Here is a 15,440-nt window from a genome sequence, read left to right on the forward strand (position 1 = left end):
ACAATTAGAAAAAGTAGAAAAATGTCGTACTAACTTGGCTCATCCGCGGATTAAACGCGCTCGGAGATACCCGCTGCTACTGTCGCATCACAACCAAATTGCACTAAAACTTCCGATAAAATAGTGCGTTTCTTGGCGGTATTGTTGTTACTCGTTACCCAGAAACCACTTGTACCAATTTCTTTTGGGTTAGCCGAAGCACTCGCTTCGAGCAGTTGCTCCTTAGAGCGAGCAAAATACAAACGATCGCGCCCTTGGATCTGCAAAATTTGTGAGAATTGCTCTGGGGCTAATTGATACAAACTTTCGAGCAAAAACAGAAAACGACCTACTGCGCCTTTTTGCTGCGATAACTGATGTTCATCGACTAAGCGACTAAAATCATTCACTGCTGGCACTGTTTGCGCCGCGATGGGCTGAATAGGTTCAGCTTCAAGGCTCGGTTGGCTAATCGCCAAAGGCTGGGGTTGTTCGACCGCATCGACGGACAGGCCGAGTAATCGACGAAGAATGTCAGAGGCGCTCTCACCAATTCGTTCTGTTTTGCTGGCAATATGACGATAGAGCTCTTCATCTACTTCGATATATTTCATAACCTTAATTATCCTTTGTTATTCGACAGGCTTAACCGAAAAAAGTGTACCACAGCGATCGGGGCAGATCATTGCGATCTGTTACCAGTGTATCTATCTCTATCAATCTGATAAAGCGCCATTATTCTAAAAGTGCGGGAAATAGCACAGCAAACTAGCAGTTAATCGACAATTGCCGAAAAAGCACACAAGTTACTGGCCGCCCCCACTATAGAAATGGCAACTGACTTGTCAAGCCAACGGCATTAAGGGCACAATTCGCGTCACGCTAAGCTAAAAATCTCCAACAGGAATCACCATGAACTTTGTTTCCACAGGCCAAGGACCCGCAGTGATCTTGATCCACGGCTTGTTCGGTAATCTAGATAACCTAAAAGGTCTAGGGCAAGTATTAGAAAATCAGTATCAAGTTATTCGTGTCGATGTGCCCAATCATGGTTTAAGTGAGCATTGGGATCAAATGGACTACCCTCGCCTCGCCACTGCAATGATCAGCTTGCTCGACGAACTGGCAATTGAACGCGCCCATATTGTGGGTCACTCCATGGGGGGTAAAATCGCCATGGCGACGGCGTTAGCCTTTCCAGAGCGCATTATCAGTATGGTGGCAGCCGATATCGCCCCCGTCGCCTATGAGCCAAGACACGACACAGTGTTTGCGGCATTAGAAAGTCTGCCCTTAGAAGGCCATACCGACAGACGCTTTGCCCTAAACCACTTAATTGACAATGGTATTGACGAAGCAACGGCACAATTTTTACTCAAAAATCTACAACGCACTGATACTGGCTTTCGTTGGAAAATGAACTTAAGTGGCCTAAAGGCTTGTTATCCTAATATTATTGGCTGGCAAAATCAGACACTAAATCCAGTACAAAGCTATGCTGGACCAAGTCTGTTTATTCGCGGCGGCGACTCAAATTATGTCACTAGCGAGCACAGAAGCGCTATCATGGCGCAATTCCCCGCGGCACAGGCAAAAACACTTGAAGGATGTGGTCATTGGTTGCATGTGCAAAAACCCGCCATTTTTAACCGGATCGTGTCTGAATTTATTGACAAACATTCAATGTAAATCAGCAGCAAACTCGACCGAAAGCATATGGCAGCCGCCATCTTGTTGTGATATATTCGCGCCTCTTTTGGCCTTAGAACACTCTCAAGGACTAAGAAAGTATGTTATCTCAGTACATGGAACAAATTGAAACCATCGGCCTGAACCTGTTTTTTGCCTCGATATTTTTCTTTATCGGCATGGCCATCCACGATGTGCTTAAACAAGGTAACGTGCCAAAATTTGGTCGATTTATTGTTTGGTTAGTGTTATTTCTCGGCTGCGCCGGGTTTATTGTAAAAGGTATTATCCAGATCACTTGGGAAGGCTCAGGGATCGGTTAACAATAAGAACATGGCAAAAGAAGCGACAGACAGAACCACCATTGACCTTTTTGCCAATGAAAAGCGCCGGGGCCGCCCAAGAAGTAATCCTTTGTCCCGTAGCCAACAGCTTAAGGTCAACAAACGCAATCAAATCCAGCGCGATAAAGCCAACGGATTAAAGCGAATAGAGTTAAAGGTGTCACAAGATTTGTATGACGCCTTGAATGAGCAGGCATTGGCCAGTAACATCAGCCGTAGCCAGTTAATCGAATTAATTCTTCAGCAACAAGTTGAGTGCTGAACGAGTACCAGCAAGATTAACCTAATAAGTGAACTAGACATTAAAGGATAGACAATGGCAACTGTAGGTCTTTTTTTCGGTAGCGACACAGGTAACACCGAAGCTGTAGCCAAGATGATCCAGAAAAAACTGGGTAAAAAAATGGTTGAGGTGAAAGATATCGCCAAAAGTACCAAAGAACAGATTGCAGAGTATGACTTGCTGCTGTTCGGCATCCCGACCTGGTATTACGGTGAAGCGCAATGTGACTGGGATGATTTCTTCCCTGAATTAGAGCAAATTGATTTTACTGACAAACTTGTCGCTATTTTTGGTTGTGGTGATCAAGAAGACTACGCTGAGTATTTCCTTGATGCCATGGGCATGGTTGGCGATATTGTTCAGGCCCGTGGTGGCATCATCATCGGCCATTGGCCAACTGCAAGCTACAATTTTGAAGCCTCTAAAGGTCAAGTCGATGACGACCACTTTATTGGTTTAGGTATCGATGAAGATCGCCAACCAGAGCTGACTGAAGAACGTGTTGATGCTTGGGTTAAGCAAATTTACGAAGAAATGTGTTTAGCTGAATTAGAAGATTAATTCTGTTAACCATTTGATTAAAGCGGCTTAACGCCGCTTTTTTTATGCATATATTTCTGACTAAGAATAACGACATACCACACTCATGAGCAACACACCTCGCTCCAATCATTGGGATATTTTTTGCACCGTCGTTGATAACTATGGCGATATTGGCGTCACTTGGCGTTTAGCCAAACAAATAGCCAATGAGTATCAGATCCCCGTTAATTTGTGGGTCGACGACCTCGCAAGCTTCTCGCATATCTTACCGACACTCGATCCACTAAAAGCCACTCAAACCTTCAATGGTGTGAATATTATTCATTGGAAAGAGCCTTTACCTATAGAGTTTGTCGCAGGAGCAGTGCTCATCGAAGCCTTTGCCTGTGAACTCCCCGAACAGGTAAAAGAGCAGCTGGCTTATTTACATCAGAACGCCCCAAAATCTGTACCTGTTTGGCTGAATTTAGAGTATTTAAGCGCAGAGGATTGGGTTGAAGGCTGCCATGGTTTGCCATCGTTACAAGCCAATGGTTTGAAAAAGTATTTCTACTTTCCCGGTTTTAGCGCCAAAACGGGTGGACTCATTTGCGAGCAAAATTTGTTTGCAGAGCGTGATGCTTGGCAAGCTGATACTGCCAATAAATTGCAGCTTTTTACTGATCTAGGTCTTAAGGACATTCAGGCACAAGACACAGTGATTAGCGTTTTTAGCTATGAGACCGAGGCGCTACCCGCATTATGTGAGTTATGGCAGCAATCGGTAGAAAAAATCCATGCGCTGCTCCCAAAGGGGCGTAGCTTAAACAGTCTGACACATTTACTGCCCTGTGAGATTGCCGATCTAGTGCCGGGTCAACAGATAAATCATGGTAATTTAACCCTGCACATTTTACCTATGACAGACCAACAGGGGTTTGATCGCCTGCTCTGGAGCTGTGATTTTAATATCGTGCGCGGTGAAGATTCCTTTTTACGTGCCCAATGGGCCGCAAAACCCTTCATTTGGCACATTTATCCCCAAGAAGATGATTATCACCTCGTAAAATTAGAAGCTTTTCTCAAACTTTACTGCGATAATCTGCCACCTAAAATTGCTTGTTATTGGTCTGAATTGAATCTCGCGTTCAACCAAGCACAGCAATCAGCCGTGAGCCTTCACTGGCAAAACCTTAATCCTGTTAATTTGCCCTTGTTGCATCACCATGCTAAACAATGGCCAATTAATGCATTAAATGCTGCAGATCTCGCTACTCGACTAGTTCAGTTCGTTAAAAACAGCTAAGATACTGCGCGAAAACAGAAAAATCTAAATATAGGAAATAGTGTAATGAAAACTGCTCATGAAATCCGTCCTGGTAACGTGATCATGTTAGATGGCAGCCCATGGGTTGTGCAGAAAACTGAAACAACTCGTTCTGGCCGTAACGCTGCTATCGTTAAGTTAAAGTTGAAAAACTTACTGCTTAACTCTGGTACTGAAACGACTTTCAAAGGTGAAGATAAGTTAGAAGACATCATCTTAGATCGTCTTGACTGCACATATTCTTACTTTGCAGATCCTATGTTTGTATTCATGGATGCAGAATACAACCAATACGACGTAGAAGCTGAAAACCTAGGTGATGCAGCGGCTTATATCGTTGATGGTATGGAAGAAACTTGCCAAGTGACTTTCTATGATGGCAAAGCTATCTCTGTTGAAATGCCAACCACTATCGTACGTGAAGTGATCTACACTGAGCCTTCAGCTCGTGGCGATACTTCAGGTAAAGTGATGAAGCCAGCGACTATCACTGGCGGTGGCACAGTGAGTGTTGCTGACTTCGTGAAAGTAGGCGACAAAATTGAAATCGACACTCGTACTGGTGAATTCAAGAAGCGCGTTTAATCGCCCTTCTCGTTTCCAGACACAGAAAAGCCAGTGCTTGCACTGGCTTTTTTGTTGCTGTTTTTTTAGTGATGTGTCGAGTCACTCAAGGGAATAGGTGTTATCCAGCAAAATCCCCTCATTAAATAAGCGTTAGCATTGCGGCCCTAAGAAACGTCGCTCCCAAGCCCCTATCTCACTCAAATAACTTTGGAATTCAATTTCCTTCACCGATACAAAGCCAGTGACAAAATCGTCCCCGAGTAAGCGTCGTGCCGAATCACTTTGGCGCATTTGCGTTAACGCAGCTAAAAATGTCTGCGCTAGGTCATGGCTGCTATCGTAGGCGCTCCCTGTTTCTGGTGCACTTGGCGATAATTTTTCTTCCATTCCGGCAAGGCCCGCAGCCAAAGATGCGGCAATCATCAGGTACGGATTAGCATCGGCGCCCGCAATACGATTCTCTACCCGTCTCGCTACAGGAGCACTTAATGGCACACGTAAGCCAGTGGTGCGATTATCAACGCCCCAACTTAAATTAATCGGCGCTTGACTGCCGGAAATATAACGTCTAAATGAATTGATATTGGGTGCGAATAACAACATTAAATCAGGTAGATACTTTTGTAATCCGCCGATGTAGTGGTGAAAACGGTCAGTGTCGCTACCATCAGCATGGCTGAAAATATTATTACCTTTATCATCGATGACACTTTGATGTAAATGCATAGAACTGCCGGGTTGCCCCGCTATGGGTTTTGCCATAAAAATTGCATTCAAGCCATGTTTAATGGCGATTTCTTTCGCCGCGTATTTAAACATAAAGGCTTGATCCGCTAAGGCCAGCGGATCGCCATGCACTAGGTTAATTTCATATTGCGATAGCCCCATTTCATGGATCCAAGTATCACCTTTAATCCCAATCGCATCGATGGCGGCATTAAACTCATCCCAAAATGGTGCGAGTTCATTGAGCATATTCATGCTAAACGCGGATTGACCATTTTCAGCTCGGCCACTTTTTGAAATGGGTGCCTGATACGGCACACTCGGATCGGTATTCGATTCAGTCAGATAAAACTCAATCTCAGGGGCCACCACGGGCGTTAACCCAAGGGCTTGGTAACGGGCCAATACATTTTTTAACATAGAGCGCGGCGCAAATGGACATAAATTGCCATCCAGTAATACGCAGTCATGGATGGCAAATGCGCGCGGCACTGTGCTCCATGGGATCATCTTGAGAGTGCTGTAATCGGGGACGAGTAAAAGATCAGGATCAGCATCAGGGAAAACAGGATCGTAGGAATACTCACCGGTAATCGCCTGCATCGAAATCGCTTGGGCAATACGTAATTCAGCACCCTGAGCAAAACTTCGGGCTGGCATAAGCTTTCCCCTTGGATAGCCTGAAATATCAGGGAATAAACATTCGACATCACGTATTGTGCCGTGCTCGAAAAACGCAGTAAGAAGAGTTGAGTCCATTTGATTCGTTTGCCACTAATGTTGAAAATAATGCCCTGAAGGATGCAAAGTATAATCAGGCTTTGATTTGAAAAGCTACATGGCGACGATGAAATATGTAAAATATAAATGACAATTTCGTAAAATATAATTTGACATCAGTTGAAAATATTCATTTAACAGTGTAATCGTGTTTATTCTAGTTCAAACCTCATCACTCTTTACTCACCTTTTACTCACCTTTTACTCACCTTTTACTCACTCTAGCCGCCTAACCCCATTACGGCAGACATTAAAAAACCAGCCGTAGCTGGTTTCTTATATTAATCGTGACAGAAGTTATGCAATCACAATAAAGCCGATAAATGCTATTACTGCTGCGATAAGCGTATAAGGTAACTGAGTCACAGCATGGCTCACTAAGTTACAACCTGAGCCTTGGGCGGCCAATACGGTTGAATCTGAGTAGAAGCACGCTTGGCTACCAAATGATGATGCAGACAATAAGGCCCCAATGACTAATGGGATGTCCGCCCCAACCGCTTGCGCTAATGGCATCACGATAGGAATCGTCACGGCAAATATACCCCAGCTCGAACCTGTGGCAAACGCGAGTATAGCCATAGATAAGAACACTACCGCAGGCAGCAATTTAGGTGTCATAAATGGGCTTAATGATTCAATGACATACTGCGGCAGTAATAACTGATCGCACACATCCTTAAACACAAACGCCGCAATCACAGTGCTAATGGCTGGTAGCATGCTTTTAAAGCCATCGATCATTTGGTCCATCATCTCTGAAAATGGCATCAAACGCTGCACTGCATAATAAGGAATCGTGATAACTAAGGTCGCCAGCAAGCCTTTCCACACGTCGATATCAAAGTACACGGTAAAGGCAACTAACAAACCAATAGGCACTAAAAAGTTATGCAGTTTGCCCTGATTATCGGCGTGCTTAAATTCCTCTTCTATGGCTTTAACCGCATATTCATCCGAAGTTTGCACTTGGTCGAAATCCACTTGCGCTTCAGCGGGTTCACCTTGGGCAGCGCGCAGCTGCGCAGCCTTCATTGGACCAATGGCGGGCACAATACCTAATGCGACAAGTAGCACCATAGCCACAGCTAACCAAGCATAAAGCATGTAAGGAATAGCTTGCATATAAACTGCAATGCCTTGACCTTCGGCTGCCACACCGTTATCCACCAGTAATCCACCAAAAAATACCGCCCAAGTCGATAATGGCACTAACACGCACACGGGCGCGGCGGTGGAGTCCACGACATAGGCGAGCATTTCACGGGACACTTTAAATTTATCCGTTACACGCTTCATGGTTTCACCCACGGTCAACGCATTGAGATAGTCATCGATAAAAATCACGATCCCAAGGATAAATGTCATTAATAGGGAAGATTTAGGTCCTTTCGCCAATTTAAGTGCATTGCGGCCAAACGCTAATGCGCCGCCAGTTCGTACTAAAAGTGCGATGAGCGCACCAAAACCACCACACACCAGAATCAACCAACCTATGGTTTCATCGGCCATAACCTTCAATGACACACTAGCAAAATTGTTTAAGACTTGACTGGGATCGAGTAACAGGAAACCGGTTACCGCACCTATGATCAAAGATAAAATAGGACGGCGTAACCAAATAGCTAACACCAATACCACCAAAGGTGGAATGAGACTTAACGCTGTCGGTTCAGACATGCACTTAGGTCCTCTAAATAAATCGCCTAAAAGGCAAATGGTTTTAGAATAACGTCTGAAATCAACACGATTTAGAACGTCAACACAGCTGCTTCATGATGACTAACCCTGAAGATAAAACCCGCGAATTGCTTGCTATCTAAGGTGCCTTGCCAAAAACATCGCGCAGAAAATAAAGCGCATCGAATATTGAGTCAACTATAAATTTAACTTGATAGAAAATAAATTTATTTCCCGCGAGACAATTTTACATAACCGTATAATCTAGAAGACTTTTAACGCGATTGTAACTTAAACATTTATGATCTTCTTAGCTTAATAAGCATTCAATAAATATGCCTAATTATCACAAGATAAAATGCCGCGGCATAAGTTTACCTTATCAAAAATATCTGACTAAAAATCAACCATTAAGTATCAGCTAAAATACATTTCCTTCTGTCACGATTGATATGGCTAATATAGAGAAATTAAATATGGGTCAGCTAATGAAAACGCATTTTCATCTTTCGAAATGAAAAAACATAAACAAGATTCCCCTACCAACCCAATAGATAAACAATCTTAAAATCATGCCAATGTCAGAACATAAAACTTGTGCAGATTTCTTTAATCGTCTGTTAAAGCATATTTAACTGAGGGATATTTATAAAAAAAGCGCAATTCTGTGCTTATCCCCCCTTTCATCTACAATGAAATTTCGTTATGGTGCGCTAACTTAAGCCAAAACTTTATGCATGTTCCGAGGTGTAAATGCGCCCTATCATCAAATCCAACAAGCTGGATACCGTTTGCTATGACATCCGCGGCCCAGTGCACAAGGAAGCCAGACGTTTAGAAGACGAGGGGCATCGAATCCTCAAACTCAACATTGGTAATCCGGCCCCCTTCGGTTTCGAAGCGCCTGAAGAAATTGTGCGCGATGTGATCCTCAATTTACCCAGTGCCCAAGGCTACTGTGAGTCAAAAGGATTATTCTCTGCCCGTAAGGCCATAGTGCAGCATTATCAAGCCCAAGGGATTTTTGGTGTCGATATCGAAGATATCTATATAGGTAACGGCGTTTCAGAACTCATTATGATGGCAATGCAAGGCCTGCTGAATACCGATGATGAGATCTTAATCCCCTCACCAGACTATCCCCTGTGGACAGCAGCGGCGAATCTCGCGGGCGGCAAGGCTGTGCATTATCGCTGCGATGAAGAAGCGGACTGGTTCCCCGATCTCAACGACATTAAAAGTAAAATTTCATCACGTACTCGCGGCATAGTGCTGATTAACCCGAACAACCCAACCGGAGCGGTATACAGCAGAGAATTACTGCTGCAAGTGGTTGAACTGTGTCGTCAACATGATCTGATCCTTTTTGCCGATGAAATTTACGATAAAATTTTATACGACGAAGCCAAGCATATTCCTGCTGCGGGTCTATCAGACGATATTTTAACTGTTACTTTTAACGGCTTATCAAAGGCTTATCGTGCAGCAGGATTTCGTGTTGGTTGGATGATGTTATCTGGCAATCTTAAGGCTGCTAAAAGTTACATCGAAGGCTTAGAAATGCTGTCCTCGATGCGCCTCTGTGCAAACGTGCCCAATCAACATGCAATTCAAACCGCGCTCGGCGGTTATCAGAGTATTAACGAGCTTATTTTGCCTAATGGCCGCCTCACAGTCCAAAGGGATGCCTGTTACGAATTGCTTAACCAAATTCCAGGTGTGAGCGTTAAAAAACCAAAGGGCGCACTCTATGCCTTTCCGAAACTGGATATGAAAAAATTCAATTTGCGGGATGATGAGCGTTTAGTGCTGGATTTGCTCAGAGAAAAGAAAATCCTGTTAGTCCATGGCAGCGCCTTTAACTGGCCTGAGCCCGATCATTTGCGAGTGGTTTTCTTGCCCTATAAAGAAGATCTGAAGAAAGCATTTACCGAGTTTGGGGCCTTCCTCGAAAACTATCGACAGTAAAATATCCCTTTAACGGTTTGAGACATAAAGCGATCCTAGTGGTCGCTTTATTTTTAGCTATTTCTTTAAATCCTCTACGCTCATGCTCACGTGTCATCCAAGGCTGTGATAATCTAAGACTTCACTAGCGTCAATACTGCCTACTCACTCGTTTCATGTCTTCCATTGCAGCTTGTCGCCTTCCGATTTCACTCTTTAGCAGGAAAACTATGAGTCACTTATTTGCCCATTTAGCTCGCATGAAACTGATCCAACGCTGGCCTTTGATGTACAACGTTCGCACTGAAAATGTTCAAGAACACTCGCTGCAAGTTGCCATGGTGGCCCATGCACTGGTGATCATCAGTAATAAGAAATTCGGCACGACGCTCGATCCCCATCAAGCCACGAGTCTGGCGATTTTTCACGATGCCAGTGAAATTCTCACGGGTGACTTACCGACGCCGGTAAAATACTTCAATAAAGAAATTGAAGCCGAGTATAAAAAGATTGAGGCGATTGCCGAGCAGCGCATGTTAGATATGGTACCTGAGGAATTTAAAGAAGATTATCGCAGTCTGTTCATCAGCGATTACGCCGACCCCGTTTACAAGACCATAGTGAAATCGGCTGATACTCTGTGTGCCTATCTTAAATGCCTTGAGGAAAACCGCGCTGGCAACAGTGAATTCAATACCGCCCGTAAGCGTCTCGAAGACATGCTGGCGACAAATCCAGATCCCGCAGTACAGTATTTTATAAGCTGCTTTGTGCCAAGTTTCACCTTGAATTTAGACGAAATTAACAAGATGCTTTGATTTTCCACTCTCGCTAGGAATGCATATGACTTCAAGTGTTTGGCAAGAACGCCGTCATGGTGAAGATAAACAACGGCGCTTTGATCACCGCAGCCCTTACCAAAGAGACAGGGCGCGTATTCTCCACTCGGCCGCCTTTCGCCGCCTTCAGGCCAAGACCCAAGTGCTCGGCGTTGGCATGAATGACTTCTATCGCACCCGATTAACCCACTCACTCGAAGTCTCGCAAATTGGCACCGGCATAGCTGCTCAGCTCAGACGTAAATATCCACAACATAAACAGCTGCTTTGCTCTATGAGCTTATTAGAGTCCCTGTGCTTGGCCCACGATATTGGTCATCCTCCCTTCGGCCACGGTGGCGAAGTCGCATTAAATTACATGATGCGCGACCACGGCGGTTTTGAAGGCAATGGCCAAACCTTTCGTATTTTATCGAAACTTGAGCCTTACACATTAGATTTCGGGATGAACTTATGTCGGCGTACCATGCTCGGGATTTTGAAATACCCTGCGCCGCACTCGAAGCTATTTGTCGCGGGTGAACATAATGAAATCACCAACCACAGACAGTTAAAACCGTCACAATGGCCGCCGGTTAAGGGCATTTTCGACGATGATAACGACATCTTCGCTTGGGTGCTTGAGCCTTTGTCTGAGGCGGATAGCCGTCGTTTTACATCAACTCAGCAAGGTTCACACCCCGCCCTGCACCACTATCCACATCTGCGAACCCAGTTTAAATCCTTCGATTGCTCGATTATGGAACTGGCAGATGACATCGCCTATGCGGTGCACGATCTCGAAGATGCGATTGTGATGGGCATAGTCACAGCGTCCCAGTGGCATCAAGATGTGGCGCCGACACTGACCAACAGCAGCGATGCGTGGATAAAACAAGAGCTGGCAGATATTGGCAACAAGCTGTTTTCCCATGAGCATCACCTACGTAAAGATGCCATAGGCACACTCGTTAATGGCTTTGTCACCGCTATTGTTATCTCAGAAGATGACGTGTTCGAAGAGCCATTATTACGCTTTAATGCGACGTTAGAGCCAGAATTTGCCATTGCGCTCAATGTGCTCAAGCAACTGGTTTATAAATACGTGATCCGTAAACCTGAGATCCAAATGCTCGAATATAAGGGCCAGCAGATTGTGATGGGATTATTCGAAGCCTTCGCTTCCGATCCCGAGCGTTTACTGCCACTGAACACCCAAGAGCGCTGGCGCGAAAGTGAGCAACAAGGCTTAAACAGTCACAGAGTGTTGGCGGACTATATTTCAGGGATGACAGATGAGTTTGCGGGGCGACTGTATCAACAGCTATTTAGCCCCAAAGCGGGCTCAAATGTGGAACTGAGCAAGGAAATGTAGGTAAGCAGACATTGCGCGGCCCGACTTGCTATAAAGCCAGACCGTTTGTAAATGTACGAGTTTCTATAAAAGCTAGACTTTCTACAGAGTCAGCGATCACAGCCGTTCTTTATCAAAATGCGAAAGATAAAAGACAAAAAACCACCTTGCGGTGGTTTTTATTTTGTCACTATTTCAAGTCAAGCTCGATTTATAAAGCGCCGATGGCATCTTTACAAAGTTGAGTGATACGATCCCAATCGCCGTGTTCCATTGCATCCGTTGGCGCAATCCAGCTACCACCAATACAATCGACGTTTTTCAGCGCTAAATAATCTTTATAGCTGCTTGGCGTAATGCCACCTGTTGGGCAGAAGCGAATATCCGCTAGCGGACCCGAGAAGGCTTTAAGAGCATCAACACCACCCGAAGCTTCAGCTGGGAAGAATTTAAAGTGGGTGTAACCGAGCGCCATCCCCGTCATCACTTCTGAAATGCTCGCAACCCCTGGAATTAAAGGGATTGGACCATGCATACCCGCTTTGAGCAGTTCAACCGTTGCGCCTGGGGTAATAATAAACTGCGCACCCGCGGCAATCGCAAGATCAAGCTGAGCTTCGTTTAAGATAGTCCCTGCGCCGACTAAGGCCTCAGGCACTTCTTTGGCGATTTTAGTGATAGCTTCGAGTGCACAAGGCGTACGCAAAGTCACTTCTAACACGCTAATGCCGCCGGCAACCAGTGCTCGCGCTAATGGTACCGCATGTTCAATCTTGTTAATCACCATAACAGGAACAATAGGGCTGCGTTTAAAAATATCTTGTGGCTGTAGTGACCAGTTATTCTCAAGCATTGCGTTATTCTTCCTTTGTATTAATAAAGTTCATCGATGGCATTAGTACAACGCGCACCAGTTTCTGGACTACTTAGATTTGAACGTAGCGCACTAAATAACTCGCGGCCCATGCCATAACGTGAGCGATGTAAATCCACTATTCCCGCTGCTCTGGTGGCAAGTTCAGCTTCAGATACAAGCAGGCTCAGTTCGCCTGTTAACGCATCGACACGGATCAAGTCGCCATCTTGGACTTTGGCAATTAAACCGCCATCTAAGGCTTCTGGCGTTAAGTGAATCGCCGCAGGGACTTTACCCGACGCGCCAGACATACGACCGTCAGTCAGCAGCGCGACTTTAAAACCTTTGTCCTGAAGCGTGCCTAATAATGGCGTTAATTTATGCAGCTCTGGCATACCGTTGGCTTTCGGGCCTTGACCTTTAACCACCACAACACAATCTCTATCCAGAGCACCGGCTTGGAACAAGGCATCGAGTTTGTTTTGATCGTCAATCACCACTGCGGGCGCTTCAACGACACGATGTTGTTCTTGTACTGCTGACACTTTGATCACAGCGCGGCCTAAGTTACCTTTGAGTAATTTTAAGCCACCATTGCCTTGGAAAGGTGATGCGACTGACGTTAACACTTCAGTATCTAAGCTAGTCGTTGGACCATCGACCCAGCGCAGTTCACCGTCGAGCAACCTTGGCTCTTGGGTATAACGGCGTAAACCAAAGCCCGCAACGGTATTCACATCTTCATGCAATAGACCCGCATCGAGCAATTCTTTGATTAAGTACGCCATGCCACCGGCTGCATGGAAATGATTAATATCGGCATGACCGTTTGGATACACGCGCGCCACTAATGGTACAGCATCGGATAATTCAGAAAAATCATCCCAGTTCACAATAATACCGGCAGCACGAGCCGCGGCGACAATGTGCATCGTCAAGTTAGTTGAACCGCCAGTAGCCAAAAGTGCCACAATGCCGTTAACCACAGATTTTTCGCTGACCACTTCACCGATTGGGGTATATTGAGTCCCCATTTCAGTTAAACGGCACACTTGCTTAGCCGCCATCTTATTTAACGCTTCGCGCAGTGGATCATCAGGATTAACAAAAGATGAGCCAGGTAACTGCAGACCCATCACTTCAAGCATCAACTGATTCGAGTTTGCCGTGCCGTAGAAAGTACAGGTTCCTGCACTGTGGTAAGACTGGGCTTCTGCTTCGAGCAGCTGCGCGCGATCTACTTTACCTTGGGCAAATTGTTGACGAATACGGGCTTTTTCTTTGTTCGGGATACCTGATTTCATCGGCCCTGCCGGCACGAATAACATAGGTAAGTGACCAAAGCTTAAGGCACCGATAAGCAAACCTGGTACGATTTTATCGCAAATGCCGAGCAGTAAAGCGCCATCAAACATGTTGTGAGACAAGCCCACAGCCGTTGCCATCGCAATCACTTCACGACTCAGTAAGCTCAATTCCATACCGGGTTGACCTTGAGTCACACCGTCACACATGGCCGGAACACCGCCCGCCACTTGTGCAACACTGCCGACTTCCTGACAGGCTTTTTTAAGCAATTCAGGATAGCTTTCATAGGGTTGGTGCGCAGATAACATATCGTTAAATGCCGTCACTATGCCGATGTTCGCCTTATTCAATTGACGCAATGCATTTTTGTCGTCTGGATTACAGGCGGCAAAACCATGGGCTAAGTTGCCACAGCTCAATGAGCTACGGTGTACACCATGGTTACGGGCATCATTCAATGCGGCGAGATAACCTTCACGTGACGCTTTGCTACGGGCAATAATTCTGTCGGTAACAGCTTGAACTACTGAATGTATTTCTACTGAGTGCATAGTGACTCCTTAAGCGCTCCAGAACACATCAACGGGCGTTTTACGCTGCGCTAATACGGCTCTGATAGGCATAGCATGGACATCATCACTTTCTAACGCTTGACGATATACGGATAATTTTTGTTCCCCGACCAAGTGCAGGTAGATTTGTCTGCTGTTCAAAATCGCACTCTTAGAGAGCGTAATTCTGCCATGGGGCGCTGTGGTGGGGTTCGTCGCCACACACAGGGCTTGGGTTGTGAGCGCATTTTCAAGCTCTGCACTGCAGGGAAACCAAGAACAAGTATGACCATCGTTACCCATGCCTAACACCACCACATCAAAAGGACGTGGGAAGTTAGACAAGGACTCGGCGGCCATATCGGCGCCCGCTTCTGCGGTCGAAAACATGTTTTTTAAACCGCGGAATTTGGCATTCGCCGCACGGTTTTGTAATAAATGTTCACGCACGAGACGCTCATTAGAAGCATCGGCGTCGGCTTCAACCCAGCGCTCATCGGCAAGCGTGATATAAACATCACTCCAATCGATGGATTTCATGCTCAATAGTTGAAATAACTTAAGCGGCGTCGAACCACCGGAAACCACTAAGCTCGCTTTTCCGCGGGCATCGACGGCTTCCTGCAACTGGCTCGCAATTCTATTCGCAAGCTGTTGTTCTAACGCACTTGGCGTATCGAAAGATTTGAATACGGTTTCTTTAATCATC

At 45.5% G+C, this 15,440-nt stretch carries 15 protein-coding genes; 9 read left to right on the forward strand and 6 right to left on the reverse strand.

Annotation, left to right across the window (positions count from 1 at the left end):
- Positions 1-50 precede the first annotated feature (50 nt).
- The gene (gene seqA, locus HQQ92_RS09720) at positions 51-593 is read right to left on the reverse strand and encodes a replication initiation negative regulator SeqA (RefSeq protein ID WP_173244937.1); all 543 of its coding nucleotides are present in this window, start codon (positions 591-593) and stop codon (positions 51-53) included.
- A gap of 298 nt (positions 594-891) precedes the next feature.
- On the opposite strand from seqA, the gene HQQ92_RS09725 reads away from it, so the two are divergent.
- From HQQ92_RS09725 to efp, 6 genes are all read left to right on the forward strand, one after another.
- A complete protein-coding gene (locus HQQ92_RS09725; RefSeq protein ID WP_173244941.1) occupies positions 892-1,668 on the forward strand; it encodes an alpha/beta fold hydrolase in 777 nt (258 codons plus the stop codon).
- A gap of 101 nt (positions 1,669-1,769) precedes the next feature.
- The gene (locus HQQ92_RS09730; protein ID WP_006081578.1) at positions 1,770-1,991 is read left to right on the forward strand and encodes a DUF2788 domain-containing protein; all 222 of its coding nucleotides are present in this window, start codon (positions 1,770-1,772) and stop codon (positions 1,989-1,991) included.
- 10 nt (positions 1,992-2,001) lie between these two features.
- Positions 2,002-2,274: a LexA regulated protein gene (ybfE, locus tag HQQ92_RS09735; protein WP_006081577.1), complete on the forward strand. Its 273-nt coding sequence runs from the start codon at positions 2,002-2,004 to the stop codon at positions 2,272-2,274.
- Between the two features lie 54 nt (positions 2,275-2,328).
- Positions 2,329-2,856, forward strand: a complete 528-nt coding sequence (gene fldA / locus HQQ92_RS09740) for a flavodoxin FldA (protein WP_006081576.1) — start codon at positions 2,329-2,331, stop codon at positions 2,854-2,856.
- Between the two features lie 85 nt (positions 2,857-2,941).
- Complete coding sequence (earP, locus tag HQQ92_RS09745) at positions 2,942-4,123, forward strand: elongation factor P maturation arginine rhamnosyltransferase EarP (protein ID WP_028759989.1); 1,182 nt, start codon at positions 2,942-2,944, stop codon at positions 4,121-4,123.
- 45 nt (positions 4,124-4,168) lie between these two features.
- On the forward strand, positions 4,169-4,729 hold the full coding sequence (efp, locus tag HQQ92_RS09750; protein WP_105252465.1) for an elongation factor P: 561 nt from the start codon (positions 4,169-4,171) through the stop codon (positions 4,727-4,729).
- Positions 4,730-4,861: 132 nt separating this feature from the next.
- On the opposite strand, the gene HQQ92_RS09755 is transcribed toward efp, so the two are convergent.
- Positions 4,862-6,196 carry a glutamine synthetase family protein gene (locus HQQ92_RS09755; RefSeq protein WP_173244944.1) on the reverse strand — a complete coding sequence of 445 codons (1,335 nt, stop codon included), beginning with the start codon at positions 6,194-6,196 and terminating at the stop codon, positions 4,862-4,864.
- Between the two features lie 318 nt (positions 6,197-6,514).
- Positions 6,515-7,897, reverse strand: coding sequence for a Na+/H+ antiporter NhaC family protein (locus HQQ92_RS09760; protein ID WP_173244947.1), 1,383 nt, complete (start codon positions 7,895-7,897; stop codon positions 6,515-6,517).
- 753 nt (positions 7,898-8,650) lie between these two features.
- On the opposite strand from HQQ92_RS09760, the gene HQQ92_RS09765 reads away from it, so the two are divergent.
- The 3 genes from HQQ92_RS09765 to HQQ92_RS09775 all read left to right on the forward strand — a co-directional run bounded on the left by HQQ92_RS09765 (position 8,651) and on the right by HQQ92_RS09775 (position 12,037).
- On the forward strand, positions 8,651-9,865 hold the full coding sequence (locus HQQ92_RS09765) for a pyridoxal phosphate-dependent aminotransferase (RefSeq protein ID WP_131524175.1): 1,215 nt from the start codon (positions 8,651-8,653) through the stop codon (positions 9,863-9,865).
- A 209-nt stretch (positions 9,866-10,074) separates the two neighbouring features.
- Complete coding sequence (gene yfbR / locus HQQ92_RS09770) at positions 10,075-10,662, forward strand: 5'-deoxynucleotidase (protein ID WP_173244950.1); 588 nt, start codon at positions 10,075-10,077, stop codon at positions 10,660-10,662.
- Between the two features lie 25 nt (positions 10,663-10,687).
- On the forward strand, positions 10,688-12,037 hold the full coding sequence (locus tag HQQ92_RS09775; protein WP_173244953.1) for an anti-phage deoxyguanosine triphosphatase: 1,350 nt from the start codon (positions 10,688-10,690) through the stop codon (positions 12,035-12,037).
- A 190-nt stretch (positions 12,038-12,227) separates the two neighbouring features.
- Here HQQ92_RS09775 and HQQ92_RS09780 read toward each other — a convergent pair whose 3' ends face one another.
- Genes HQQ92_RS09780 through pgl form a run of 3 tightly spaced genes read right to left on the reverse strand, consistent with a single transcriptional unit; the run spans position 12,228 to position 15,439 of the window.
- Complete coding sequence (locus HQQ92_RS09780; RefSeq protein ID WP_028759995.1) at positions 12,228-12,869, reverse strand: bifunctional 4-hydroxy-2-oxoglutarate aldolase/2-dehydro-3-deoxy-phosphogluconate aldolase; 642 nt, start codon at positions 12,867-12,869, stop codon at positions 12,228-12,230.
- 20 nt (positions 12,870-12,889) lie between these two features.
- A complete protein-coding gene (gene edd / locus HQQ92_RS09785; protein ID WP_028759996.1) occupies positions 12,890-14,716 on the reverse strand; it encodes a phosphogluconate dehydratase in 1,827 nt (608 codons plus the stop codon).
- 24 nt (positions 14,717-14,740) lie between these two features.
- Positions 14,741-15,439 carry a 6-phosphogluconolactonase gene (pgl, locus tag HQQ92_RS09790; protein WP_105252460.1) on the reverse strand — a complete coding sequence of 233 codons (699 nt, stop codon included), beginning with the start codon at positions 15,437-15,439 and terminating at the stop codon, positions 14,741-14,743.
- Position 15,440 lies beyond the last annotated feature (1 nt).

It is taken from the genome of Shewanella sp. DC2-4 (genome assembly GCF_013248875.1).
Lineage (GTDB): Bacteria > Pseudomonadota > Gammaproteobacteria > Enterobacterales > Shewanellaceae > Shewanella > Shewanella oncorhynchi.